At 61.9% G+C, this 26108-nt stretch carries 19 protein-coding genes; 7 read left to right on the top strand and 12 right to left on the bottom strand.

Annotated elements, in window-relative coordinates; translation table 11 throughout:
* Positions 1–7: 7 nt before the first annotated feature.
* Entirely contained in the window at positions 8–952 is a 945-nt protein-coding gene (locus GSQ73_RS02025; protein WP_174236042.1) for a DegV family protein, read from the bottom strand.
* Between the two features lie 183 nt (positions 953–1135).
* Between GSQ73_RS02025 and GSQ73_RS02020 the strand changes: the two genes are divergently transcribed.
* Both GSQ73_RS02020 and GSQ73_RS02015 read left to right on the top strand, forming a co-directional pair.
* Positions 1136–1924, top strand: coding sequence for an AMP nucleosidase (locus GSQ73_RS02020; protein WP_158880497.1), 789 nt, complete (start codon positions 1136–1138; stop codon positions 1922–1924).
* Between the two features lie 447 nt (positions 1925–2371).
* Positions 2372–5572 (top strand): TonB-dependent receptor, encoded by a 3201-nt coding sequence (locus GSQ73_RS02015; RefSeq protein ID WP_158880495.1) that lies wholly within the window; start codon positions 2372–2374, stop codon positions 5570–5572.
* 190 nt (positions 5573–5762) lie between these two features.
* On the opposite strand, the gene GSQ73_RS02010 is transcribed toward GSQ73_RS02015, so the two are convergent.
* The 5 genes from GSQ73_RS02010 to GSQ73_RS01990 form a co-directional block, all read right to left on the bottom strand.
* Positions 5763–7331: a sulfotransferase gene (locus tag GSQ73_RS02010; protein ID WP_158880493.1), complete on the bottom strand. Its 1569-nt coding sequence runs from the start codon at positions 7329–7331 to the stop codon at positions 5763–5765.
* Positions 7332–7420: 89 nt separating this feature from the next.
* The gene (gene grxD / locus GSQ73_RS02005) at positions 7421–8344 is read right to left on the bottom strand and encodes a Grx4 family monothiol glutaredoxin (protein WP_158880491.1); all 924 of its coding nucleotides are present in this window, start codon (positions 8342–8344) and stop codon (positions 7421–7423) included.
* A 78-nt stretch (positions 8345–8422) separates the two neighbouring features.
* Complete coding sequence (locus GSQ73_RS02000) at positions 8423–9280, bottom strand: UDP-2,3-diacylglucosamine diphosphatase (protein WP_158880489.1); 858 nt, start codon at positions 9278–9280, stop codon at positions 8423–8425.
* A 94-nt stretch (positions 9281–9374) separates the two neighbouring features.
* Positions 9375–9992 carry an SGNH/GDSL hydrolase family protein gene (locus GSQ73_RS01995; protein WP_158880484.1) on the bottom strand — a complete coding sequence of 206 codons (618 nt, stop codon included), beginning with the start codon at positions 9990–9992 and terminating at the stop codon, positions 9375–9377.
* Positions 9993–9997: 5 nt separating this feature from the next.
* Positions 9998–11254 carry an aminotransferase class I/II-fold pyridoxal phosphate-dependent enzyme gene (locus GSQ73_RS01990; protein ID WP_174236041.1) on the bottom strand — a complete coding sequence of 419 codons (1257 nt, stop codon included), beginning with the start codon at positions 11252–11254 and terminating at the stop codon, positions 9998–10000.
* Positions 11255–11396: 142 nt separating this feature from the next.
* Between GSQ73_RS01990 and rsgA the strand changes: the two genes are divergently transcribed.
* From rsgA to aceE, 5 genes are all read left to right on the top strand, one after another.
* Complete coding sequence (gene rsgA / locus GSQ73_RS01985) at positions 11397–12455, top strand: ribosome small subunit-dependent GTPase A (protein ID WP_158880482.1); 1059 nt, start codon at positions 11397–11399, stop codon at positions 12453–12455.
* Positions 12456–12535: 80 nt separating this feature from the next.
* On the top strand, positions 12536–13024 hold the full coding sequence (locus GSQ73_RS01980; RefSeq protein WP_158880480.1) for a hypothetical protein: 489 nt from the start codon (positions 12536–12538) through the stop codon (positions 13022–13024).
* Positions 13021–14304 (top strand): flavohemoglobin expression-modulating QEGLA motif protein, encoded by a 1284-nt coding sequence (locus tag GSQ73_RS01975; RefSeq protein ID WP_158880478.1) that lies wholly within the window; start codon positions 13021–13023, stop codon positions 14302–14304. Before GSQ73_RS01980 ends, GSQ73_RS01975 begins: the two co-directional genes overlap by 4 nt.
* A 92-nt stretch (positions 14305–14396) precedes the next feature.
* Positions 14397–16694, top strand: a complete 2298-nt coding sequence (locus GSQ73_RS01970; protein ID WP_158880476.1) for an NADP-dependent malic enzyme — start codon at positions 14397–14399, stop codon at positions 16692–16694.
* A 266-nt stretch (positions 16695–16960) separates the two neighbouring features.
* Entirely contained in the window at positions 16961–19654 is a 2694-nt protein-coding gene (gene aceE / locus GSQ73_RS01965; protein ID WP_158880474.1) for a pyruvate dehydrogenase (acetyl-transferring), homodimeric type, read from the top strand.
* A 108-nt stretch (positions 19655–19762) separates the two neighbouring features.
* Here aceE and GSQ73_RS01960 read toward each other — a convergent pair whose 3' ends face one another.
* From GSQ73_RS01960 to GSQ73_RS01935, 6 genes are all read right to left on the bottom strand, one after another.
* Positions 19763–20095, bottom strand: a complete 333-nt coding sequence (locus GSQ73_RS01960) for a hypothetical protein (RefSeq protein WP_158880472.1) — start codon at positions 20093–20095, stop codon at positions 19763–19765.
* A 98-nt stretch (positions 20096–20193) separates the two neighbouring features.
* The gene (locus tag GSQ73_RS01955) at positions 20194–20862 is read right to left on the bottom strand and encodes a glutathione S-transferase (protein ID WP_158880470.1); all 669 of its coding nucleotides are present in this window, start codon (positions 20860–20862) and stop codon (positions 20194–20196) included.
* Positions 20859–21473 carry a hypothetical protein gene (locus GSQ73_RS01950; RefSeq protein WP_158880468.1) on the bottom strand — a complete coding sequence of 205 codons (615 nt, stop codon included), beginning with the start codon at positions 21471–21473 and terminating at the stop codon, positions 20859–20861. The genes GSQ73_RS01955 and GSQ73_RS01950 overlap by 4 nt, the downstream gene beginning before the upstream one ends.
* 73 nt (positions 21474–21546) lie before the next feature.
* Positions 21547–23379, bottom strand: a complete 1833-nt coding sequence (locus GSQ73_RS01945) for a family 43 glycosylhydrolase (RefSeq protein ID WP_158880466.1) — start codon at positions 23377–23379, stop codon at positions 21547–21549.
* 87 nt (positions 23380–23466) lie between these two features.
* Positions 23467–24384, bottom strand: a complete 918-nt coding sequence (locus GSQ73_RS01940) for an arginine deiminase-related protein (protein WP_158880463.1) — start codon at positions 24382–24384, stop codon at positions 23467–23469.
* Positions 24385–24395: 11 nt separating this feature from the next.
* Entirely contained in the window at positions 24396–26030 is a 1635-nt protein-coding gene (locus tag GSQ73_RS01935; RefSeq protein ID WP_158880461.1) for an alpha/beta hydrolase-fold protein, read from the bottom strand.
* Positions 26031–26108: the final 78 nt, after the last annotated feature.

Raw genomic sequence — 26108 nt, 5'->3', positions numbered from 1 at the left:
GCGATGCCTAGAACTCCGCGACGTGTTCCTCGGCCGCAAAACCCAGCGTGACCGCACCTTCGCCAACGTTCACCATGCCGGTGATGCTCATGGGTGCTTCCATCAGTTCCACGTCGCACTCCTCGCAGGCTGCGCGCAAAGCCGCGTAACCGGGAAGATTTGAAAGCACGTTCAGATCGCCTCCATAACTCACGCAGACCATCGGCACCAGCAGTCCGGCGCGTACGCGCTGGGTCGCGTATCCGAACAGCGCCTCGGCGCCTTGTTCGAAACCACGCACCTTGCCGACCGGGCCGGTTTCGCCGCGATAGCAACGCAGCAACGGTTTGATATCCAGTGCGGAACCGAGCATCGCGCTGAATAGACTGACGCTGCGGTCGTTCTTTTTCTTGGCGCGCGCGCGCAGGTAGTAGAGATCGCGCGGCAACATGTAGCCATAACTGTTGTTGGCGACATGCGTCAGTCGTTCGCGAATCGCTGCGGGCGCTTCGTCGGCCGCGATCATGCGAGCCGCGTCGTAGATCGCCGGTGCCGCGCCTGCAAAAATGTTGCGTGTATCGACCACGCGCATCATGAAAGGTCCCGTGGCGCCGGCCTGTTCGCGTGCATGGCGGTAGTTCTTCAGGATCGCAAAGCTGGCGCGATTTACGTGTTCGTTGATCGGACTGCGGGTGGCCGTGATGGTCAGGCAGAACACGCAATCCTGTTCGAGCACGAGCTTTTCAAGAAAAATTTTCTGCACGTTTTCCACGGAGCACGGTTCGGTTTCGGCCGAATGGCTGCGACTTCCGAGGCGGCGGTCGATGAATCGCTGAAGCTCGACCGGCTCGCGGTCATCCATGAATTCGTCGTTGTCCACACGCACCGTGATCGGCATGACCGTCACCTGATGCTTCTGCAAAAAGGCTTGCGACAGATCGCAAGCCGCATCGATAGCCAGGCCCATCCTCATCGCATTTGTCCGGTCATGAATGGCAGGCGAAACATATCATGCACGTCGCGCGCGGACGCGTACGAAAGCCATCGACAACGTTGAATCGGCAGCCACTCCCGGGTGCCGCCGTAAGATGTCGCCACATGCATTGACCTTCTCGCCGGCGTGGCGTCGCCGGCAACATCCTTCGAGTAAACACTGATGAAAAACAAGCAGGAAATTGTTTCCAACTGGCTGCCGAGATACACCGGCACGGCGCTGGAGCAATTCGGCGAACACATTCTTTTGACCAACTTCGGACATTACGTGGAACTGTTTGCGCAGTGGCACGGCGTGGAAGTGCAGGGACGCGATCGCCCGATGCCCAACGCTACCGCCGACGGCATCACCTTGATCAACTTCGGCATGGGCAGCCCGAACGCCGCCACCGTGATGGATCTGCTGGGTGCGATCCAACCGAAGGCGGCGCTCTTCCTCGGCAAGTGCGGCGGCCTCAAGAAAAAGAATCAGCTCGGCGACCTCGTGCTGCCGATCGCCGCCATTCGCGGCGAAGGCACCAGTAACGACTACCTGCCCCCCGAAGTGCCGGCGCTGCCGGCGTTTCAGTTGCAGCGCGCCGTGTCCACCATGATCCGCGACCTCGGCCACGACTATTGGACCGGCACGGTTTACACCACCAACCGTCGCGTGTGGGAACACGACGACACCTTCAAGGATTACCTGCGACGCACACGCTGCATGGCCGTGGACATGGAGACTGCCACCATCTTCGCTGCCGGTTTCGCCAACCGCATTCCATGCGGCGCACTGTTGCTCGTGTCCGACCAACCGATGATTCCCGAAGGCGTCAAGACCGAAGCCAGCGACCGCCAGATCACCTCGAAATTCGTCGAGTCACACATCAAGGTGGGCATCGAGGCGCTGAAGCTGGTGCGGCGACATGGGCGCAGCGTGAAGCATTTGAGGTTTGACGAGGAGCTTGGCGAATAGGCATCAAAGTTTCGCGGTCGTTAACCTCCCGTTCCAAATCGCGACTTTTTAAAAGGCAAGTCATTCGCAATATATTGCGTGGACCCGACCTTCCCAAGCTCCTTTGGTAGCCGTTTGTAGCTGATAAGGCGCGAAGTCGAATTAATTGCCTCAATTAAATCGTAATAAATTACGATTTTGTCGATTCATAACTCCCATAAATGCATGATTTCGCAAGTTATTGTTGTTGACTTTTTGTTATTTGGCGCCTTATGGTTAAGCACGAACCAGATTGCTAAAGGCAGGTTAAAGCCCGCTAAAAATAAAGGGAGCTTTAGCGATTTGTGGGGAAAAGAAGTCGTCAGAATTGCACGGTTTAATTGAAAAAAAGTGCGCATTACGTGCCTGCAATCACTGCCGGCGTCTTACTTAAAGTTAAAAATTTCTTGCCGCTATGGGGTCTACTTCATGAATTCTAAAAAGCTTGCATCCAGGTCGAGGGGACTGAATGTCCGCCATACCACTCTGGCAATCGCCGTGGCGATGGGCATGGGTCTGTCCGGACACGTGTTGGCACAGGCCACCACCGGTTCCGTGTTCGGCACGGCGCCTGTATCCGCCGGCGAATCGGTTCGTATCGTCAACAGCCAGACGGGCCAGACTCGTGAAGTGCAGGTTGGCAGCGACGGTCGATTTGGTGCCAACCAGCTGCCTATCGGCGATTACACCGTATCGCTGGTGCAGGGCGGAAATGTGATCGCTACGCACAACCATGTCCAGGTGAGCGTCTCGGGTGGCACGGCGGTGCCATTTACCGCTGACGAGGCCAGTAAGAGCGCGCAAAACCTCTCCGGTGTTACGGTGACGGCCAACCAGTTGCCTGCTATCGACGTGTCCAACACCCGCCAGAACCAGGTGATCACTGCGCAGCAATTGAAGACGCTGCCGGTGGCTCACAGCGCTGAAGCGATCGCACTGCTGGCTCCTGGCGTGAACATGGGCGGCTCCAGCCTCGGTAATGGTCCGACCGGTACGCCGCTGGTTTCCTTTGGTGGTAACAGCGTCGTGGAAAACGCCTATTATCTCAACGGTTTCAACACCACCGATCCCATCGGTGGCGCGGGCGGTATTGCACTGCCGTTCTTCGCCATCGCCGAGCAGCAGACCATCACCTCCGGTTACGGTCCCGAATACGGTCGTTCGACCGGCGGCGTGATCAGCCAGATTGGTCAGCGCGGCAGCAACGAGTTCCATGCCGGCGTGGATGTGTCCTGGCGCCCGTCGTCGACTCAAGCCAACTTCGACAACATTCACTACAACAACCCGCTGACGCCTGTAGGTGCGGTGGACAACACCGGTACGCCCTATCTAGCCTCCAGCCAAGGCACAACAGCTTACGCCCCCGGTTATGGCCAGATCCAGGATGGCAGAAGGCAAAACAGCGACTGGGAGACGGTGTATGACGCTTACGTCAGCGGTCCGCTGATCAAGGACAAACTGTTCTTCTTCATCACTGCCGAATGGCAGCATGACAGCAGCCAGGGCGGTCTGGGGAACTTCGGCGTAACGTCGCCGCAGGGTTTCTGGGAGTCGCAGGGCACCAAGAGCCCCAAGCTGTACGGCAAGTTGGACTGGAATATCAACGACAGCAACGTGCTGGAAGCCACCTACGCTTCAACCCAGAACCAGCAGACCGGCAAAAACTTCTACAACTATGACTACACGGATCAGACAGTCGGCAGCTTTTACGGTCCGGGCGTAACGACCAAGGATACTTTCAAGGTCGGTATTCTCAAGTATACCTCCTACATCACCGACGACCTCACGCTCGAAGCGCAATATGGCGTGATGACGGGTCAGTACTACTCCGGTCTGGGTGGTGCAAATGTGGCGCCGGTGAGCTTTGGTCCAGGCGTGCCTGTGCCAGCGGGTGTCACCGTCCCGAACCTGGTGGATACCACCATTGGCAACCCGGGTCACAAAACCAAGACAGAAAACCTGCGCGTCGACCTAGATTGGAAGATCACGGCTGATCATGACGTCAAGTTCGGTATCGACAACGTTCAGTACCGCGACGATGACGATGGTACCTCGATCCTTGGTGGCGGCGCCTACAACTACGTCCTGGGCATTCCGTCCGAGTTCTCCAATGCGCCTTTCCTAGGCACTCCTGGCTACGGCAATTACGTCACCGAAGCGCTGGTACAGCAGAACGTCACGATTGCGGCTCGCCAGAAAGCACAGTATGTGGAAGACAAGTGGCAGGTTACGCCCAACCTGTTGCTTGACCTTGGCCTGCGCAACGATCAGTTCGAAAACACCGGCCCCCAGGGCGTAGCCTACGTTAGGGAAACCAGCCCGCAATGGGCGCCGCGACTTGGTTTCAGCTGGGATGTGTTCGGCGATAGCACTTTTAAGGTCTTCGGTAACGCGGGGCGTTATTATCTAGCCTTGCCGGCCGGTCTGGCCGCGCGCAACTCGGCATTCGGCTCGATCAACGGCCAAATTGTCTATACCTATACAGGCATCAATGCTAATGGCGTTCCGACAGGTCTGACCGCGCTTCCCATCAGCAACCAGGCGCCGGGGACGCCCACCGGATACTTTTCGTCGGATGGTGAGAATGGCGTCCCCGGCAATATCAAGGACTATGCCTCGACCAATCTCAAGCCGCAGTACCAAGACGAATACGTATTTGGCTTCCAGAAGATGCTTGGCGATACCGGTTTGGTGCTCGGATCTCAGGCTACTTGGGAGAAAGCCGGCAATCTCGTGGACGACACCGACGTCGCCTACGAAGGCAACGTCATTGCGGGTCTGGTCAATCCTGGCAAGACCAACTACATCCCGCAGCCCGATGGTGTCGCGGTATGGAATCCGAATACAGGTGAAGGCGTTTACACGCAGGGTCAACCATTCATCCCGTTCCCGCAGCCGTCGCGCAAGTACTACTCCTTGGATACCTATCTGGAACATAGCTGGGACGGCAAGTGGTTCGGCAAGATCGACTATCTGTTCTCCAAGTCGTACGGCACCACCGAAGGTCCGACCGACACCGCGATTGGACAGATCACCAACCAGACAAATGGCGGCTTCTCCGGCTCGACCACGGCACAGTGGGATTTTCCGGATCTCATGCAGTACGCCAACGGTGATCAGGCCAACGACCATCGCCACACCATCAAAGCGTTTGGCTCCTACGCCATTACGCCGGAGTGGCTGGTTGGCGGCACCCTTATCATGCAGTCCGGTGCGCCGAACCAATGCTTGAGCGGCTTCGGTGATACGATCATTGCGGATGCGTACAACGGCCCCTACCAGCATTATTGCGGTGGTGTACCTAGCTCCATTTCGCCCACCGGTGTGGGTTCTGGTGGCGTAGGGTCACCGGGTGGTACCAGCGGCCGTACGCCGTGGCTCCACCAGCTCAACCTGAGCTTGACTTACGTGCCGGACTGGGCGAACAAGCACCTCACTTTGCAGGTTGAAGCGCTTAACGTGCTCAACGAGCAGAAAGCGACGCTGTACTACACCCAGTACGCCATCGGTAACGGTGGTGGCGCAGGTGGTGGCAATACGGGTACCTTCATTTACAACCCCGTTTACCACACTGCCCAGTCGACCGAAGCGCCGCGTTACGTGGTATTCAACGCCAAGTACGACTTCTGATCCTCACCCTCCAACCGCAGGCCGTCGCGAATGGCGGCTTGCGGGAACGAGATGCGGAACTAAGGCCGCCGGGCAACCGGCGGCCTTATTTTTTATATTACGTGGGGCTGTCAAAGCACACGCCTTTGTAGCTGCGCGAAAAGGACGGACCACCCACGTGTCGGACGTCGTACGTACGTCTCGCCTGCCTTTATATCTGTCTCGACAGCCGCTCCCGCAACGACTGCAGCCAAGGCAGATACAGCGCGCTATGCGCTGTATTTGTGCGAATCGGCTTACGTACCTGAGCCGCGCTCGCAGTACTGAGCACCTCACGATTCGTCCGGTGAGGTGTCAAGCAGGCCGGGTCGAAAGAAAGGTCGCAGAAGGCGAGCATGCGACGGATCTGTGCTTCCGGTTCCCGCACCAGAGTTTCGTATGGCAAATCCAGTATGTCTTGCGGATGCCGTGCCAGCCAGAACGCGCTGAGGCGTTGGTAGTCGCGGTAGTACTCGACTAACTCATCCAGGTCGTAGCTGTAGTGCACGCCCTGTCGGAACAGTTGGCGATAGCAGGAAAAGCAGGTTTCCACTGGGTCGCGATGACAGTGGACGATCTTGGCGCCCGGCAGCATGCGCCGCGCCGCACCCAGCAGCGGCCAGTTGGTGACATTCTTGTCGGTGAAGCGCGGGCGTTGCTCGCGCCAGCGTGCCGTGCGAGCCAGGTAATCCTGACCCAGCCGATGCCAGTCATCGGCGGTGGCGGCTCTGACCCATTGCGGGAAGGGTTGGCCGCGGCGGCGCGACTCGTCTTCGATGACCTGGGGTAGATCAGGAATCTCGTTGGCGCCTTCAACGCCTCGATGTGTTGCGAGGATGTGCTCGACCAGCGTGGAACCCGAGCGCGGCATGCTTGCGATGAAAATCACTTCGTGGCCAAGGGAGGCATCTATCGACGCAGGCGGCGGAACGCTGAAGGCCTCGATGATCCGGTCGATCTGCGCTCGCTCGGCAGCAGCATTCCAATCCACTTGCTGTCTCTTGTCCGCGTTTGCCTGGCGCAACGCTTCAAAAGCAAGGGCGTAATTTTGTTGATCTTCCAGCGCGTGGAACAGACTGAAACCGAGCAACACCCGCGTGTCAGGTGGCAAATTGGGTTGACGCAGGGCGCGACGGATCAGCTCGGTGTCGGCTGGTCCCAGCGATTCGGTCTTGAGATTGGCCAGACCGTGCCACGCTTCGGCGCGCTCGGGCTGTTGCCGCAGCACATGACGGTACTCGGCCACGGCACGCGGAACATCTCCCTGCATGGTGGCGACATCAGCCACGCCGATGCGCGCAAGCACGTGTTGCTGATCCAGTGACAGCGTTTGCCGAAAGGCCTCGTCGGCATCGCTCAGTAGGCCCTGTTCCTTCAGTGCCTTGCCGAGGTTGTAGGCGAGCTTGGCTTGCCGTGGTGCCAGTTCGCACGCTTTGCGCAAATGGATCAACGCTTCGTCGAACGCGCCTGCATCGTGCAACGCGCAACCCAGATAGCTCTGCATGTTGGCGTCGGAAGGATGCTGTGCGACGGCCTTGTGCAGCCAGCCGACAGCCTTGGCAGGCCGGCCGCGCATCAGGCAGGTGATGCCGTACAGGTATTGCGCGTTAGCCAACGCGGGATGGGCAGTCAGCACGTGCATCAGCGTGCGCTCGGCGTCATCCAGCCTGCTTTCACCAAGCGCTTTTCCGGCTTCTGCCATCAACTGACCGATGTCGGTGGAGGTCGGATGTGGTGGCATGTGACTTCCTTCATCGAACGCGCAATGGCAGCCTGCCCTTGATGCTTTCTCAGGTCGGCGGTCGTGTTACCTGACGCGTCTGAGCTTGATCAGTACCGAGGCACGCTCGAATCAATCTCAGCGGCCCAGGCATCCATCCCGCCGTCCACATTGTGAAGATTGCTGAATCCGTGCGCGGCGAATCGCTCGGCCATGGCGCGGCTGGAGATGCCGTGGTGGCAGATGAAAGCGATGGCGGTGTCTTTGGGAAGGGCGGCCAGGCTTTCGTAGCCTTCGTCTTCGAGTACGCGCGCCTGCGGTAGCGGCGCGGCTTGCGCGCGGCTTTGTGCGGGGCGAACGTCGATCAGCGTGACGCTATTGGTTTCCAACAACGTCTTGAGCTGCTGCACGGTGATCGACTTGATTTCCTGCGCGCCGGGAAACTTCAGGCTGAGGCCCTCGCCCTGCACGGTGGAAACCCAGTCGATCACGATGCCTTTCGCGCGCTGCGCGCTGGCGGGGTCGAAATGCACTTCGAGACCGTTGGCGTGCGCGACGATGTCGTGCTCGCCGGCGGGCGCCAGCTGGAAGCCGGCGCTGTGGTCGGGGCCGATTTCCAGATGCAGTGCGACGCCCTGTACGTTGCCGGTGCCTTGACGGATGGCTTCGGCCGCGGCGTCGGTGATGGTGATCTCGGGAGGCGTGCGATCGGGCAGGGCGGCGCCGAACAAGGTGTGCAGTTCGCCGCTGGTGTAGAGCTGGCGGATGATGTCGGCGCCGCCGACCAGCTCGCCTTCCACATAGAGTTGCGGGATCGTGGGCCATTCACCGAAAGCCTTGATGCCTTCGCGGATTTCCGGATCTTCCAGCACGTTGACCGTGTGATAGCTCGGTAGCAACTCGTTGAGCATGTTGGTCGCCGCGGCGGAGAAACCGCACATCGGCTGCTGGCGATCGCCCTTCATGAACAGCACCACGCGGTGGTCCTTGAGCAGGGATTCGATTCGTTCGCGGGTGGCAGTGTCGAGGGACATGGAAGGCTCCGGTAAAGAACGCAATGATACGCCGCCCGATATGCGGCGATCCGGCCCGGGCTTCAAGGTAGCGGCGGGTCAGGCGGCGCGATCCAGTTCGCGCAGTTCACGTCGGCGAAACCCCAGCGGCGCCAGCGCCAGTGCGGCACAGGGTGAAGGCAGAACCAGTTCGCGACTGGCGCGGCCCAGCGCCGTGGCCTGTTCGCTCCAGTGGATCAGTTCCATGGCGCCGGTGTGATCCTCGATCAGGGCGGTGCAATGTTCCACCCAGTCGCCATCGTTGAGGTACAGCACGCCGGCCAGCTCGCGCACGTGGCCAAAATGAATGTGTCCGCAGATATGCCCGTCGAAGCCGCGTTCGCGCGCGTCGTCGGCGACGCGCTGCTCGTAGGCGCGGATATAAGCCAGCGCTTTGCCGATGTGCGATTTGACGATGATCGACAGCGGCAGATACGGCAGTTCGAGCTTTCGACGCACGGCATGCAGGCGTCGATTGCCCCAGCAAATGAAGCGATGCATCGCTTCGCCGACATGCAGCATCCAGCCACGGCCAATGTGTTCCGGGTCGAACTCGTCGCCGTGGCTGACGCGATAACGCCGGCCATCGGCGCCGATGTGCACGGTGTCCAGCTCGATCCGCACGCCGCCGAAACATTGGCCATGCAAGCCGCGCAACGGCGCGTCGTGATTGCCGGGAATATAGACGACCTCGACACCGCGACGCGCGAGGTCGAGCACCTCGGCGATCACCGCGCTGTGTTCGGGATGCCACCAGTGGCGACGCGTCAGCGCTTCCATGTCGATGATGTCGCCGACCAGGTAGAGCTTTTCGCAGCGAAGCTTGCGCAGGAAATCCAGCAGATAACCGGCCTTGCAGTCAGGCGTGCCCAGATGCACGTCGGAGATGAAGGCGCTGCGGCAATGGAAGTTCTTCATGGCGCGTTCCCCGGTGGTTGCCCGGGGCGCCAGTGTCGGCCGCCAACGTCACCGCGCGATGGCGGAAAGGTTGCAGCACGGTTGCGCGGAAACCTCAGCGCGAACGCAGCGCCATTCGCACGACCGGTTCAATCGCATTGACCCACAACGCATATTGCCGGGCGTCCGGGTGCAGGCCATCGTCGGCGACAAATTCAGGGTGGAGTCGCGACGCGCGCGTGATGTCGACGAATCGTGCACCGGCACGTGTTGTTTCGTCGCGCGCGATCGCGTTGAAGATATCCAGCTCGCGGGCAACTTGTGCCGCGTCGCGGCCTTGCTCGCGCGCGAACCGCGTGACGCCCCAGTCCGGAATCGAAACCACCACCACGCGCGCGGCTTGATGGCCCGCGAGTCCGATGGCGCGCGCAAGCAGGCCGGAGAACTGCAAACGGTATTCACCAGCCGGACGGCGACGGTATTGATTGTTCACGCCGATCTGCAGCGTGACCAGATCGAAGGTTGTCGACAGCTGAGCCGCATCCATGCCCTGCGAGAGTTCGTCGGTGGTCCAGCCGGTCACGGCGACGATGCGCGGATCGTCGATGACAACGCCGGCACGTCGCAATCGCGCGACCAGTTGCGCGGGCCAGCGCCCTTGCGCGGGAACCGATTCGCCGATGGTGTACGAATCGCCCAGCGCGAGGTAATGCAGAGGCGCAGTCGCGGGCATTCGTCTCAGGCCACGGCTGCGGCGGATCGCTGCGGTTGCTCGGACGCCATCTGCGCCAGCACGCGTTCGATGCGCGCGAACACTTCGCTCAATTGCGCGGGCGCCGGCAACAAGGTGAGTCGGAAATGATGGCTGCCGGGCACGTTGAAACTACTGCCGGGCACGATCAGCACGGATTCCTGTTCGAGCAGGCGTAGTGCAAACGCCTCGTCGTCGAACGCCGGGAAATGATCGGCGCGCACTTGCGGGAACGCGTAGAGCGCGCCGTCCGGCGTCACCAGATCCAGATAACGGCTTGCGGCAACGCCTTGTAGCACGGCACGGCGGGCTTCGTGCAGACGTCCGCCGGGCGCGGTCAACGTACCGATCGTGGGCGCGTCCTGCAGCGCCGGAATCACTGCCCATTGCGCGGTCACGTTGGCGCACAGGCGAAGCGCGGCAAGCAATTGCATTGCATCGCGATAAGACGCGCTGCGCACCGGATTGCCGGACAAGCTCATCCAGCCCACGCGATAACCGCAGGCGCGATGCACCTTGCTCAGTCCGCCGAAACTCAGGCACGGCAATTCGCCGGCGACTTCAGCCAGCGGCTGGAACGTGGCGTCGTCGTAAAGAATCTCGTCGTAGATTTCGTCGCACAGCAGCAGCAGGCGATGACGCACCGCGATCGCCACGAGTCGCTCAAGCAGCGTGCGGGGATACACCGCTCCGGTCGGATTGTTCGGATTGATCAACACCAGCGCGCGCGTGCGCGGGGTGATCAGGGATTCGACTTCATCCGGATCGGGCAGGTGGCCGTTTTCCGCCAGGCAGCGGTAATAGCGCGGCTGTCCGCCGTTGAGAATGGTCGCGGCGCTCCACAGCGGGTAATCCGGGCTAGGCAGCAGCACTTCGTCACCCGGATGCAGCAGTGCGCGCAGCGACAGGTCGATTAGTTCGCTGACGCCATTGCCGATGAAGATGCGCTCGGGCTCGACGCCACGCGCGCCACGCGCGCGCTGTTGCGCGGCGATGGCCTCGCGCGCCACTTCCAGGCCTTGTTCGTGGCCATAGGCTTCGCTGTCGCGCAAGTGGCCGGCGATGGCGTTGCGCAGATGTGCGGGCGCTTCGAAACCGTAGCGACCGGGGTTGCCGATATTCAGCTTGATGATGTCGAGGCCGGCGGCCTCCAGTTCACGCGCGCGCCGGGTCAGCGCGCCGCGGATTTCATAGCGCACTTCCGCCAGGTGCGCACTGGGAATGATCGAAACCAACGCCGGCATCCTTTGATGTCCCCGCCGGCAACGTCGCCGGCCCGCCGATGCTAGCAGCGTGACGCACTGCAGCGCGAGCCGATGCGCGGTTCATCCGCGGGCAATGCAAGGGCAGGGCATAATCCACAAACCATGCAGCCAGACCGACCTCATGAGTGACGCCGCCGTAACGATCGAACGTCTGCGACGCATCGGCTGGCGTGGTGATCAACTTCCCGCAGCCGGCTTGCGCCTGGCACGCGTCGTCGCGCAGCATCGCGCCGGTTACGAATTGCACGATGGCGAAACCCTGTTCGGCGCGCAGCCGGATGGACGCTTTCTCAAACGCGGCATCGATCCGGCGGAGCGGCCGGTCGTCGGCGATTTCGTCGAAGTGGAAAGCGGTACGCCGCCGCACATCGTCACCGTGGCGCCGAGGCGCAGCGTGCTTTCTCGCGCTGCCGCGGGCGAACGTTACGAAAGGCAACTGATCGCCACCAACATCGACTACGTGCTGGTGCTCACCGGCCTCGACGGCGATTTCAATCCCGCGCGCATCGAACGCTATCTCTCGCTCACCGAGGATTCCGGCGCGCAGCCGGTCGTGTTGCTCGGCAAACTCGACACGCGCGACGACACGGAAGAACAGATCGCCGCGCTGCGCGAGCGGCTGCCGAACGGCACGCCGATCCATCCGCTCAACAGCAAAGACCCGGCGAGCGTTGCCTTGCTCGCGCAGTATCTGCAGCCGGGCGACAGCGCGGTGCTGGTGGGTTCGTCCGGTGCCGGCAAGTCGACGCTGACCAACACGCTGCTCGGCACCGCGCGCATGGCGACCGCCGAAGTGCGCAGCCACGACAGTCGCGGCCGCCACACCACGACGCATCGCGCGCTGCTGCAATTGCCCAGCGGCGGTTGCCTGATCGACACGCCGGGCATGCGCGAACTCAAACTCACCGGCGAGGAAAATCTCGATCTCTTCGCCGACATCGAACTGCTCGCCGAGCAATGTCGTTTCGCCGATTGCGGCCATGGCAGCGAACCCGGTTGCGCCGTGCAGGTGGCGCTGGATACCGGCGAGCTCACGCCGGGCCGCTGGCGCAATTATCTCAAGCTGCACGACGAGCGTGAGGAGCAGGCGGCCACACTGGAAGCGCGACTGCGCAGGCAGCGCGGCGGCCGGCCGATCGAACGGCCGCATGGTCATCGCGGACAGCGCGAACGCGACTGAGCCTTGCCGCTTCTTCGGCGGTACGGACGATACGGCGCAAAACATCTAGTATCCCGATATCGTCGCTGCGGAGCGCAGACATGCGTCGGCTGTCCTCGTTGTCTACATTTTTCTACAAGCGGGTATTTCCGTTTTTGTGGTTCGGTTTTCTGCTGATTTTTTTCGCCATCGCTTTCTGGGGAACGCAACACGCACGCGTGCCGGTCGATCCGCAGCAGATGTTGCCGATGCTGGCGATGCCGCTACTCATGGGCGCTGTGGGCTACTTCATTTTTCGCAAGCTGATCGCCGACCTCGTCGATGAGGTGTGGCTCGATGGCGACATGCTGGTCGTGAAGAATCGCGGTGAACAACGCCGCGTGTCGCTCACCGATGTAATGAACATCAACGCCACCACCATGAGCAACCCGCGCCGCATTACCGTGATGTTGCGCACCGATACGCGTTACGGGCGCAGCTTCAGTTTCATACCTGCCAGCCCGCGCGGTTTCATGAGCGTATTCCAGCCCGATCCGATCGCAGCCGAACTCATCGAGCGCGTCGATGCGCTTCGCGGCACGCGGCGATGAACATCGAGGCCATCGCGCCGGAGCTTCAGCGCTACGCGTCACTTGATCAGCGTCTGTTGGCGGCAGTTCGAGGTATCCACATTCTCGCGAGCGTCGCTTGGCCGGCCTCGCTCGAAAGCCGCATGATCGAGTCCTACAGCAAGAGCCAGTTCGCCTTGCCGGAAGTGACTTACGCGCGGCCTGATCTGTCCGCCGCGCGCACCGAACTGGCGGCGATCGAAGCCGCGGCGGGCGGCAGCGATCCGAATGACATCGATCCACTTGGTGACTACTTGCGACGCACGGCCGAGTCGTGGCGCATCGCTGCGGAAATGCTCGAAGCTGTTGGCACCGCGGGTGTGACCGCGCCGTCGATCGCGCTGTATGGACGACCCGGTGATTCGATTCCCGGCAGCCGCCACAGCAACCTGGATGCTGCGCGCTATTTCGTCGAACTCTCCGACGAACTGGGTGCCGATTTATTGGCCGACGATAGCAGCGTGAACATTCCCGCCGATGTCTTGCGCGCGGATCTGGCGCAAACCCTCGACGCGTTTTTCGGCGACGGCGTGATCAGCGTGGAAGTGGATCCCGAACTCACCGCGAAAGCGGCCGCCGGTGCCACGCGCATTCGTCTGCGCGGTGGCACCACGTTCAGTGAATACGATCGTCACCAGTTGCTCGCGCACGAGGCGTTCGTGCACTCGCTCACCGCGTTGAACGGTCGCCGACAGACCTTGCTGACATCGCTCGCGCGTACCTCGCCGCGAGTTACTGCCACGCAGGAAGGTCTGGCCGTTTTCGCAGAGCTGATGTCCGGCGCGATCGACATCACGCGGCTCAAACGCATCAGCCTGCGCATCCTGGCGATCGACATGGCGCTCAATGGCGCGGACTTCGTCGAGGTCTACAAATACTTCAGCGCCTGCGGGCAGAACGCCGCGGACAGTTTCCATTCGGCGCAACGCGTGTTTCGTGGCGTGCCGCTCGGCGGCGGCGCGGCGTTCGCCAAGGACAACGTCTATCTGGCCGGCCTGCTCACCGTGCACACGTTCTTTCGCTGGGCGATGAAGGAGCGCCGCATGGATCTGCTGCGACATCTGTTCGCCGGCAAGCTCGCGCTGCACGACGTGATCGCGCTGCAGCCGTATTTCGAATCCGGCGCGATCCTGCCGCCGCGCTGGCTGCCACCGTGGATGCAGCATGTGCACGGGCTCGCGGGCAAGCTGGCGTTCTCCGTCTTCGTCAACGGTATCCACATGCAGCGCGTGCAGGGCGAAGAGTTGTCGCTGGGTTTGTAGACGGCCGCCGCGGCGGCTTTCCCGGTCAGCGGCCGGCGTGGATGCCGGTGATACCATCGCGCTTCCCTGTTTGCGATCTGGCCATCCCATCCATGTCAAACCTTCCCGAGGAACTCAAGCAGGCGGCGCTCGACTACCACCGCCATCCTCGTCCCGGAAAAATCAGGGTCAGCGCGACCAAGCCGATGGTGACTCAGCGCGATCTCGCGCTCGCGTACTCGCCCGGCGTGGCGTATGCCTGCGAGGCGATCGTCGAAGATCCCAACGCTGCCAGCGAGCTCACCGCACGCGGCAACCTAGTCGCGGTGATCACCAACGGCACCGCGGTGCTCGGGCTCGGTGACATCGGTCCGCTCGCGGGCAAACCGGTGATGGAAGGCAAAGGCGTGCTGTTCCAGAAATTCGCCGGCATCGACGTGTTCGACATCGAAATCGACGAGCGAGACCCGGACAAGCTGGTCGACATCATCGCCTCGCTGGAGCCGACTTTCGGCGGCATCAACCTGGAAGACATCAAGGCGCCGGAATGTTTCATCGTGGAGCGCAAGCTGCGCGAGCGGATGAAGATTCCGGTATTCCACGACGACCAGCACGGCACCGCGATCATCGTCGGCGCTGCCGTGCTCAACGCGCTGGAAGTCACCGGAAAGAAGATTGCGGACGTGCGTCTGGCGACGACCGGCATGGGCGCGGCGGGCATTTCCTGCGTCAACATGCTGGTGGCGCTGGGGCTCAGGCCGGAAAACATTCTTGCGTTCGATCGTGATGGCGTGCTGCATACCGGCCGCACTGATCTCGATCCGGACAAGCAGCGCTACGCGCGCGAAACCGACAAGCGCACGCTGGCCGAGATCGTCGATGGCGCAGATATTTTCCTCGGCCTTTCCGCTGGCGGCATTCTCAAGCCGGAGATGGTCGCGACGATGGCGGCGCAGCCGATCATTTTTGCGCTGGCCAATCCGCGCCCGGAAATTACCCCGGAAGATGCCAAGGCCGTGTGCCCGGACTGCATCATGGCGACGGGTCGCTCGGATTATCCGAACCAGGTCAACAACGCGCTGTGTTTCCCGTATCTGTTCCGCGGTGCGCTCGATGTCGGTGCCACGGTGATCAACGAGGCGATGAAGCTCGCCTGCGTGCATGCCATCGCCGACCTTGCGCGGATGGAGGCGGGCGATCTCGCCAGCGCCTATGCGGGCGAAGTGCCGACGTTCGGCCCCGAGTATCTGATCCCGCGTCCGTTCGACCCACGCCTGCTGGTGATGCTGTCGTCGGCAGTGGCGCAGGCGGCGATGGATTCCGGCGTGGCGCAGCGTCCGCTGGCCGACATGGATGCGTATCGCGAGCGGCTCTCGCAATTCATCTATCGCACCAGCCTGCTGATGAAGCCGGTGTACGAGCGCGCGCGCGCCGATCGCAAACGCGTGGTGTATGGCGAGGCGGAAGAAGAGGTTGTACTGCGCGCGGTGCAGACGGTGATTGACGAAAAGCTGGCTTACCCGATTCTGATTGGCCGTCCGGATGTGATCCAGACGCGTATCGATCGGCTCGGCCTGCGCATGCGCGAAGGCGTCGATTTCGAAATAACCAACATCGACAACGACCCGCGTTTCAACGAGTACTGGCAGCAATATCACGCGCTCACCGAACGTCGCGGTGTGTCGCCCGCCGCTGCGAAAAACCTGCTGCGTTCGCGCTCCACATTGATCGCTGCGCTGATGGTCGAACGCGGCGAAGCCGATGCGCTGATCTGCGGCCTGGTCGGACGCTTCCACAAGAAGCTTGGCTATCTGCGCAGCGTGTTCGATCTCGATCCCGGCGTGCAGTGCACGTCGGCGATGACCGGCGTGATCAACGACAAGGGCGCATGGTTTTTCCTCGACACGCACGTGCAGGTCGACCCGACCGCCGAGCAGATTGCCGAAGCTACGTTGCAGGCGACGTATCGGCTCAAGCTGTTCGGCATCGAGCCGAAGGTGGCATTGCTGTCGCACTCCAACTATGGCAGCCACGACAATCCGAGCGCGGGCAAGATGCGCAAGGTGTGGCAGATCCTCAAGGCGCGCATGCCGAAGCTGGACATGGATGGCGAAATGCAGGCGGACACTGCCTGGGACGAGGCATTGCGCCTGCGCACATTTCCAAACACCACGCTCAGCGGTCGCGCCAACCTGTTCGTCATGCCCAACCTGGACGCCGCCAACATCACCTACAACATGGTGCGGGTGATGACCGACGGCGTGGCGATCGGGCCGATCCTGATGGGTCTGGACAAACCGGCGCACATCCTCACGCCGGCCTCGACGGTGCGCCGCGTGGTCAACATGACGGCCGTTGCGGTGGTCGATGCGCAGATCCGCGCGGCGCAGAGCGAACGCCGCAGCGGCTGACCCGGAATGGTGCGCCCGCGTGACAGCGGGCCGGTGAACCGGACGTCGATGCGCAGGCGCATGGCCGTTTTTTGATTGGCGGCTTCACGGCGGCCGGCTAGAATCGGGGATGGCTCGCCATTCCGGTGACGTCCGGCCTCCCGCAGACAGACACTCCTGCCTGCCCGATGCCGGTGTTCGCGCCCATGGTGCCGCCGCTTCCGTCGCATCCCCGGCGACGTGAATCCCCACACAGGCATGCGCCGCCCGGCGACGCGGAGAAGTTCATGGACCAGCTCGACGACATCCTCAACCAGGACATCGACCCCACCGAAACCCGGGAATGGATGGATTCGCTTGATGCGGTCATCAGCCACGACGGCACCGAGCGCGCGCATTTCCTGCTTGAGCGGATGGTCGATTCCACCCGTCGTTCGGGCGGCTACCTGCCGTTCGATCCGACCACCGAATATGTGAACACTATCGCCTCCGCCAACGAGGCGAAGATGCCCGGTGACGGCGCGATGGAATGGCGCATCCGCACGCTGATCCGCTGGAACGCGATGGCGATGGTGGTGCGCGCCAACCGCAAGCCGGGCGAGCTGGGTGGACACATTGCCAGTTTCGCCTCGTCGGCCACGCTGTACGACGTGGGCTTCAATCATTTCTGGCGTGCGCCCAGCGCCGACCATCCGGGTGACCTGGTGTTCCATCAGGGGCATTCGAGTCCGGGCGTGTATGCGCGTTCGTTCCTCGAAGGCCGCATCGGCGAAGAGCAGATGGATCTGTTCCGCATGGAAGTGGAAGGCAAAGGGCGGGGGCTTTCCTCGTATCCGCATCCGTGGCTGATGCCGGACTACTGGCAGGTGCCGACGGTATCGATGGGCCTGGGCCCGATCCAGGCGATCTATCAGGCGCAGTTCTTCAAATACCTCGAACATCGCGGGCTGATTCCCAAGAGCGATCGCAAGGTCTGGTGTTTCCTCGGTGACGGCGAAACGGACGAGCCGGAGTCGCTCGGTGCGATCTCGCTGGCCGGTCGCGAAGGGCTGGACAATCTGATCTTCGTGGTCAACTGCAACCTGCAGCGCCTCGATGGCCCGGTGCGCGGCAACGGCAAGATCATCCAGGAACTCGAAGGCGTGTTCCGCGGCGCCGGCTGGAATGCGATCAAGCTGGTCTGGGGCAGCTACTGGGATCCGCTCCTCGCGCGCGACACCAAGGGTGTGCTGCGCAAGCTGATGATGGAAACCGTCGACGGCGAATACCAGGCATGCAAGGCGTTTGGCGGCGCGTATACGCGCGAGCATTTCTTCGGCAAGTATCCGGAGACGCGCGAGATGGTCGCCAACCTCAGCGACGATGACATCTGGCGCCTCAACCGCGGCGGCCACGATCCGCACAAGGTGTACGCGGCGTACCACGCGGCCTCCAACACCAAGGGCATGCCCACGGTGATCCTAGCCAAGACGGTCAAGGGTTATGGCATGGGTGCGGCTGGCGAGTCGCAGAATCCGACCCATCAGCAGAAGAAGCTGGACGAAGAGGCGGTGAAGCATTTCCGCGATCGTTTCCAGATTCCGATTTCCGACGACAAGCTCAAGGACGTGCCGTACTTCCATCCCGGCAAGGACTCGGCGGAAGTGCAGTACATGCTGGAACGCCGCAAGGCGCTTGGCGGCGCGCTGCCGCAGCGTCGGCGCAAGGCCGAGGAGCAGCTCAAGGCGCCTGATCTTTCCGCGTTCGAGCAGATCACCAAAGGCACCGGCGAACGCGAGATCTCCACCACGATGGCATTGGTGCGCGGCATGAACCTGCTGCTGCGCGACAAGTCGCTCGGCCAGCGCGTCGTGCCGATCGTCGCCGACGAGGCGCGCACCTTCGGCATGGAAGGCATGTTCCGCCAGATCGGTATCTACGCCCCGTTCGGCCAGAAGTACAAGCCGCAGGATTCCGATCAGCTGCTTTACTACCGCGAAGACCAGAAGGGCCAGGTGCTGCAGCAAGGCATCAGCGAAGCCGGCGGCATGGCGTCGTGGATGGCCGCGGCCAGCAGTTACTCGAACAGCAACTACGCGATGCTGCCGTTCTTCATCTACTACTCGATGTTCGGTTTCCAGCGCATCGGCGATCTGTGCTGGGCTGCCGGCGACATGCGTTCGCGCGGCTTCCTGATCGGCGGCACCGCCGGTCGCACCACGCTCAACGGCGAAGGCCTGCAGCACGAAGACGGCCACTCGCACCTGATGTCCGGTGCGATTCCCAACGTGAAGTCGTTCGACCCGACCTTCTCGTACGAGGTCGCGGTGATCCTGCAGGACGGCACGCGCCGGATGATGCAGGAGCAGGAAGACATCTACTACTACCTCACCGTGATGAACGAAAACTACAGCCATCCGGACATGCCGGCGGGCTGCGAGGAAGGCATCATCAAGGGCATGTACCTGTTCAAGGACGGCGGCAAGGCGAAGAAGGGCGAAGCGCGCGTGCAATTGCTCGGCTCCGGCACGATTCTTCGCGAAGTGATCGCGGCAGCCGAATTGCTGGAGAAGGATTTTGGCGTCAAGTCGGATATCTGGTCGGTGCCGAGCTTCATCGAAGTGCGTCGTGACGGTTTCGATGCGGAGCGCTGGAACCGCCTGCATCCGGAAGCCGAACAGCGCGTGCCGTACATCACCGGTCTGTTGAACGATCGCCAGGGTCCGGCCATCGCCGCGACCGATTACGTGCGCGAATTCGCCGATCAGGTTCGCGCGTTCATGCCGGACACGATGCGCTACACCGTGCTCGGCACCGACGGCTTCGGCCGTTCGGACACGCGCGCGCATTTGCGCGAGTTCTTCGAAGTGGATCGTCGCTGGATCGCGCATGCCGCCGTCGCTGCGCTGGCGAAGGAAGGCAAGTTGAGCGCCAAGGATGTTAGCCGCGCGATCAAGGAATACAAGCTCGATCAGGACAAGCCGAACCCGCAAACGGTGTAATGCCTTTCAGCGACTCGACGTATGGACGTCCAAACAAAAGCCCGCCGTTCGGCGGGTTTTTGTTTGGCTTGCGTAGCCGGCTGAAACGGTCTGTCGCGATCGACCCAATCAATCGTCGTCGCCGCTGCGAAATATCTGACGCAGCAGGAAAAACGCACCAATGGTTCCGGCGACGATGGCGACGGTGGCCGCTGGATGACGACTCACCTGGCGACGCAGCCGACGGTAGTGGTAGTTCGCTTCGTCCGCGAAATCCTCGGCGGCATTGGAAAGACGGCGGCCATATTGGTTACCGCGGTTGCTGAAGCGGTCGCTCCATTTGCGGCCACGGTCATACAGGTTCTGCGCGCGACCGGCAGCGTCTCCCGCATAGTGGCGAACCTGTTCACCGGCGCGGTCGCCAGCGTCGCGGATCTGTCGCTCGATATCACGGTTGCGCATGGTAGTTCTCCTTGTCGTCAGGCTGGCAGTCTTCCAGTGCGGCCGTGAGCGACACGTAAACACGCGCATTGCGGGCTATCGTTCGTTCAGCGAACGAGTCAGCCCAGTTTGTATTCGCCGCCTTGCTGCAACGCCCGTTCATAAGCGGGACGCGCGTGAATGCGCTGCAGGAACGACGACAGCCGTGGGTAATGTTCATCGAGGCCGCCACGCGCGGCGAAGGCTTCCAGCGGAAAACTCAGCTGGATATCCGCCACGCTGAAGGCGTCACCGGCAAACCACTCACTGGCGCCGAGCTGGCCTTCCAGATAATCCAGATGCAGTTTCAGCTGCGGATCGACGAAATCGTTCTGCACCTTGTGCGCAATGCCCTTGGCCACCGGCTTGACGAAGAACGGCACCGGCGCACTTTCCACGCGCTTGAACACCAGCTTCAGCAGCAGTGGCGGCATCGCCGACCCTTCGGCGTAGTGCAGCCAGTAGGTCTGGCGCAGTCGCTCGGCCGTTCCCGCTTTCGCCAGCAGCTGGCCGTCGCCATGATGATCGGCAAGGTATTCGATGATCGCACCGGATTCCGCCAGGGTGAGGTCGCCTTCGGTGATCACCGGCGACTTGCCCAGCGGATGAACCGCGCGCAATGCCAGCGGCGCCAGCATCGTCTTCGGATCGCGCTGGTAGCATCTGAGCTCGTAAGGCACACCGAGTTCCTCGAGCAGCCATAGGATGCGCTGCGAGCGCGAGTTGTTGAGGTGATGGACGACGATCACGGCAGGCTTCCTGTTGGCGTGGCGAGCGGTGGCTGAAATTCGCGACGGATCGCGGCGCTGTGCAGTCGCCGGATGATCCAGGCAAAGAGTGCGATGAAACCCAGCGATATCACCAGGCTGAAGATGCGCATCACCGACATCATGCCGTCCATGATCTGCATGCTCTGCGCGAAATCCGCCGACTGCGCCTGAGGCGCGTCCTGCATCTGCGCCTGCATCATCTGCATCATCGGATTGATCATCCACCATTGCAGCGCGACGGAAGCCAGCTGGTAGACGCAGTCGAACACCAGCACGCCGATGAACAGCATCCGGCCCCAGTTCCTGCGCAGCAACAGCGTGATGGCTGCTACCAAATGCGTGAGCGCCAGCAGCAGAAAGAATCGGAAAAACCATTCGAAGTGACCGAACATCCAGAGCATTTGCGGAGGCATGCCGGGAGGAATGTCGGGTGCTGGCTGCTGATGCATCGCCGGCACAAACAGCATCTGCAGCATGATGTTCTGCAGGATGCCGATCAGCGCCATGAAGCCGGACAGGCCGATGAAAATCCAGGCGGTCACGGTGACGAAAGTCGAACGCTTGACCGGCATCGGTGGTGGCAAGGACATCGCGCTTCTCCATCGTGAATGGCCGAGCATGGCGCAGCAGACTCGCGCATGGCAACGTCGCCATGCGACGGCGTCAGGGATCGAGCGTCATCGTCTGCGAAAGTGCGGAGACGCCGCGTTCGTCGAACGCCTCGATCGCAACGACATAGCTCACACCCTTGTTCAACGAGCGCAGTTCGAGTGTCGTCGGCTGATCGGCAAAGCGCTGGTAGGTGAAGTGCAGCCGGTCGCGCGCAAGACCCCAGCGCACGTTGTATCCAACGGCGCCGCGCACGGGCTTCCACGCGATCCGCGCATCGCGCGTGTCCGGCAGGCGTTTTGCGGAAACCAGCACCGGCGCGGCAGGCGCAGGGCCATCGGCGTTGCCGAACACGCGCAGGTCGGAAATCGCCAGCGTGTGCGCACCGACATGGCCGTGCACGTATCGCACGTAGCGAATGTTCGCGGGTTGCGCGAGTTCGATATAGGCGTTCGGGCGGTCGCGCGTTTCGTGCGAGAGATCGGCCAGTACGTTCCAGCGTCGGCCGTCGAGTGAACCGAGCAGCTTGAACTGCGCCACGATGTCGGGCGCATCGCCGTAACGAGCGGATTTGAAATCCGCATAGTTCACCTGCACGGCGCGCACGGTGCGCGCACCGCCGAGATCGATCGTGAGCATTTCGCCGGCAACGTTGCGCGTGGCCCAGAACGTGCGCGGGTTTTCGTCGGTGGTTTCCATCGCGGTATGGCCGTCCATCGACGAGGATGCCGTCGCTTGCTTGCGATACGACAACAGCATCCAGCCGGTGAACGTGCTCTCGCCATTGCGCAGCGGACGATCCGGCATGCGCTGCGGAAAATCACCGAAGCGCGTGTCCACCCACATCTGGCCGTCGTCGTGGAAGCCGGCGGGAAACAGGTCGATGCGTCGCTCGAAACGCCAGTTCTGCCCGACCCACATCGTCCCGGTGTTCCAGAAATTTCCATGTGCGTCTTCGAATGTCGAGCCGTGGCCCGCGCCGGTGGCGAAACCGCCCGGCTTGTATCCGACCGGGTTGTACGGTGCGTAGGTGAAAGGACCAAGCGGACTCGTACCGACGTAAACGCCAGTCGCGTACACGTTGAACTCGGTGCCGGGTGCGGCATATTGCAGGTAGTAGCGATCGCCGTGACGATTCATCCAGGCGCCTTCGACAAACGGCGCAATCGACTCGTCGGTGTGATCGAGCCCGAAGCGTTCCCAGCCATGTTCGGATGGATGCAGGCTGAGCAGTGCTTCAGGCTTGCTGACGAACGCGAGTCGTTTGGCTTCGCCCTCATCGCTGCGCAGCTTCAGGTCGATCTGCGCGCCGTACAACGGAAAAACATTCGACGAGCCCCAGTAGAGATACGTCTTGCCGTCGTTGTCACGGAACAGGCCCGGGTCCCAAGGTCCGGGAGGCAGGTCGCCCGCTTTCATCTCGCTCTCGTGCCCGCTCCACACCGCGTGCGGCACCGGCGGCAGCAGGCGTGTCCAGAAATTCCAGTGGCCATGCGCGGGATCAACGGAATAAAGCAGCGGCTTCGGTTCCATCGCCGCCTGCATCAAAAACAGTTTGCCGTCGGCCACCAATGTTGCCGGTGCCACCGGTCCGTCGAACGGCCAGCGATCGGGTTTGACGAAATGCCAGTGCACCAGATCGGTCGAGCGCCAGTAGCCATCGGCCAGCGTCTGGAAAAGAAAGTACGCGTCACCGAAACGCACGATTGCCGGATCCGCGCCGGTGCGATATGACACGCCTTCGTTCATCTGCTCGTAGTTGTAGCGGTAGTCGATGTCGATCGGATTGGCGAACGTTCGACCGACAGTCGCGAGCTGCGCCGAAGTCGTCGAGGCCGCCGTGGCGATCACGATGGAGATGGCGAATCGAACGACAGGAGATGCCATGGAGAGACGGCCGAAGTGTGCGGATTTTCGAGAGTGCCGACGTAACGTGTAACGCGCAATGCGATGCCGCATGCGTCGCGCAATGAATCAGAAAATTTCCGCCACGCAACAACGCAAACTGCCGCCGGCCTTCTCGATTTCATCCAGCACGACCGAACCGATCTCGAAACCTTCAAGCGCCAGTAGTGCGCGCTGCCCGCCGGTGAGCGATGCCGCAGCCACCGCGCTCATCCACACGCGATGTTCGCCAAGCGTGATCGCGTTGCCCGCGAAGGCCTGCTTCTGCGCTGGCGAAAGATGGATCACGCGTTCGGCGTAAGCCGTGGCGATCGCCAGCGGCACCGACGGATCGCGAAAACCGTCCGCCGCGATGATCGCTGCGCGGCCGGCCAGGATCGCGAGCACCACGTTGGTGTGATATTCCGACGCGGTCAGTTCGAAACAGAACATCAGCCGCAGGCCAAAGGCCTCGAATATCGCGCGTGCGCCAGCCATGTCGCAGCGTTCGCTCAATCCGCAGAAGCCCACGCCGCGGCGATGATCGATGATCAGCGATCCGGTGAGTTCGGCGACCAGATCGTCGCGAGTGGAGAGATCTGTTTCCGTGTAACCGAGCAGGTCGCCGAAGAACGCGCGAATGTCCTCTCGCTGCGCCTCGCGCTGGCGCACGGGATGACGCATGCGACCGACGATCAGCCGCCCCGGCGCGGTGGCGAACACGTTATTGGGAAAAATCGCATCCGGTGTCGAGGGATCGCCAGGAAAAACAATCACCGGACAATCCGCGCGCAATGCCTGTGCCAGTTCCGCATGTTGCGCGAGCGCCTTCAACGGATCGACCGATCGATCCATATCCATGTAGCGGTTGTCGCGCGCCGATTCCTCTGCCAGCGAAAAATCGGCCGGCGCAATCAGGAACGCCGCGCGTGCGGTGGTGGCAACATCGGGCCTCGTTTCGAGTGCGGCAAAAGCTTTGAGAAACTCGGCGGGCGAGGTGGTGATCACGGATGTCGCGCTCAGTAACGCCAGCTTTTCAAGTCGGCGCCCGCGGGTGCATGGCCATCGATGTACGTGGTGATCGTGTCGAACAGGTCCTTGCCGCCCAGTCCCCAGCAATGCGGTGCCATCGGCTGATAGGTCACGCTGCCGCCGAAGCTCGGGTTGCGCGCGCTTTTCAGGAAGGCATCCATTTCGCGCACGCCCATGTTGAGGTTGTACGTATCGGCATCACCAACATAGATGTGCAGTTTGTCGGCGAGTTGCGGGCCCAGCGTCGGCCACTGCGTCTGCACGATGTTGCGCAGGTCGAAGTGCTGTTTCCAGTAGGCGGCCACGGAGTGATCGATTACGCCGCTGTGCTTGTCCCAGAGGCGTTGCGGATAGCCGTCCGAACCGATCGGTCCGAACGCGGCTTCCCAGATATCCCACTGGCCGCCCGAACGCGAGTGGTCGCCCACCGCCAGCTCGTACCAGTTCTCGTCCTTCATCATCGCCTCGATGTTGCCGTCGGGCTGGCGCGTGTCCGAGCGCTCCACTTTCACCCAACCCTTGTCGAGCCAGTACGCATTGGCATCGTCATAGATGTCCACCACCTGGTGGTGACGGAAGTCCAGCGAGTCGGGGCACGAGGCGAAGCTGCCACCGTAAAACTGTGGATGGAATACCTGCTGCGCCACCGCGATCCAGCCGCCGGTGGAACCGCCAGTGAGGATGCGCGCCCATGCCGCGCGTTCGACGCGAAAGCGCGTCTCCACCTGCGGCAGCAATTCCTGCTGGATCGCATCATCGAACGGGCCTTCGTTGACGGAATTCACCGCGTAGGAGTCGTCGTAATAAGGCGAGGGATGCTGCAGCGTGACCATGATGTAGCGCGGTGTGCCGTCGGCCAGCCAGTAATCGCGAAACTTCGACTTCGCAAGATCGAACCCGCCGGGCGCGTCGGTCGAGAAGTGACCTTGCTCGTAGATCACCGGATAGCGCACGTCGGGATGTTTGTCGTAATCCTTCGGCAGCAGCACGGTGGCGCCGAGGTAGATCGGATGTCCCCAGAACGCACTGAGCTTGTGGCTCTTGATACGGAAGCGTTTGACGTAATCGCTATCTTTCGGGAACGCGATCGGTGCGATGGCCTGATCGGCAACGAGCGCGATCGGCGTGCCGGACGTCGGATCGAAATGCACCTTCACGGGTTTGCCATAGAGATTGCCGGGTGAATGTTTCCAGTCCTGGCCTTCCCACTGGTCCATGTGCATCCACAACGTATGGCCGTCCGAACGCTTGAACTGCGTGTAGACATTGACGAAGGGCTGCATCCAGTAATCGCCGGCGGGCAAGTCACGCAGGCTGGCCAGCGGTGCGCCGAAATCGCTGGCGTCGAGGGCGGCCGCTTGTCCCGGTTTCAATGCCGTCACGTCGTGGCCGAACAACGGTACGCCGGTGATGTCGGTCTGCTCGATCGGTGTCTTGTCGTTGCCGCGGCTGATCGCCACGTAGACGCGTCCGGTGATCGGCTGCGCGTGCGCGGCGGACGCGAAACTTACCGTGATGTGTGGGCCATCGACGGTACCGGCGGCGAATAACGGAGTGATGGAAAGCGCGGCGACGATTGTCGCGGCACCGGCATGGCGAAGGATGCGAAGGGGAATGCTCATCCACGCATACTAGCGAGCGGTGCCGATGCGCGACTACTGCCGCGTACGAATGCCCAAATGGTTCGGCCGTCCAGCCGG

The sequence above is a fragment of the Rhodanobacter sp. L36 genome (assembly GCF_009765755.1).
Lineage (GTDB): Bacteria > Pseudomonadota > Gammaproteobacteria > Xanthomonadales > Rhodanobacteraceae > Rhodanobacter.
This window is presented reverse-complemented; position numbering and strand designations above follow the sequence as displayed.

Coding starts and splice junctions, on each gene's coding strand:
- GSQ73_RS02025 (WP_174236042.1), bottom strand. CDS start 952: ATGAGGATGGGCCTGGCTATCGATGCGGCTTGCGATCTGTCGCAAGCC.
- GSQ73_RS02020 (WP_158880497.1), top strand. CDS start 1,136: ATGAAAAACAAGCAGGAAATTGTTTCCAACTGGCTGCCGAGATACACC.
- GSQ73_RS02015 (WP_158880495.1), top strand. CDS start 2,372: ATGAATTCTAAAAAGCTTGCATCCAGGTCGAGGGGACTGAATGTCCGC.
- GSQ73_RS02010 (WP_158880493.1), bottom strand. CDS start 7,331: ATGCCACCACATCCGACCTCCACCGACATCGGTCAGTTGATGGCAGAA.
- grxD (WP_158880491.1), bottom strand. CDS start 8,344: ATGTCCCTCGACACTGCCACCCGCGAACGAATCGAATCCCTGCTCAAG.
- GSQ73_RS02000 (WP_158880489.1), bottom strand. CDS start 9,280: ATGAAGAACTTCCATTGCCGCAGCGCCTTCATCTCCGACGTGCATCTG.
- GSQ73_RS01995 (WP_158880484.1), bottom strand. CDS start 9,992: ATGCCCGCGACTGCGCCTCTGCATTACCTCGCGCTGGGCGATTCGTAC.
- GSQ73_RS01990 (WP_174236041.1), bottom strand. CDS start 11,254: ATGCCGGCGTTGGTTTCGATCATTCCCAGTGCGCACCTGGCGGAAGTG.
- rsgA (WP_158880482.1), top strand. CDS start 11,397: ATGAGTGACGCCGCCGTAACGATCGAACGTCTGCGACGCATCGGCTGG.
- GSQ73_RS01980 (WP_158880480.1), top strand. CDS start 12,536: ATGCGTCGGCTGTCCTCGTTGTCTACATTTTTCTACAAGCGGGTATTT.
- GSQ73_RS01975 (WP_158880478.1), top strand. CDS start 13,021: ATGAACATCGAGGCCATCGCGCCGGAGCTTCAGCGCTACGCGTCACTT.
- GSQ73_RS01970 (WP_158880476.1), top strand. CDS start 14,397: ATGTCAAACCTTCCCGAGGAACTCAAGCAGGCGGCGCTCGACTACCAC.
- aceE (WP_158880474.1), top strand. CDS start 16,961: ATGGACCAGCTCGACGACATCCTCAACCAGGACATCGACCCCACCGAA.
- GSQ73_RS01960 (WP_158880472.1), bottom strand. CDS start 20,095: ATGCGCAACCGTGATATCGAGCGACAGATCCGCGACGCTGGCGACCGC.
- GSQ73_RS01950 (WP_158880468.1), bottom strand. CDS start 21,473: ATGTCCTTGCCACCACCGATGCCGGTCAAGCGTTCGACTTTCGTCACC.
- GSQ73_RS01945 (WP_158880466.1), bottom strand. CDS start 23,379: ATGGCATCTCCTGTCGTTCGATTCGCCATCTCCATCGTGATCGCCACG.
- GSQ73_RS01935 (WP_158880461.1), bottom strand. CDS start 26,030: ATGAGCATTCCCCTTCGCATCCTTCGCCATGCCGGTGCCGCGACAATC.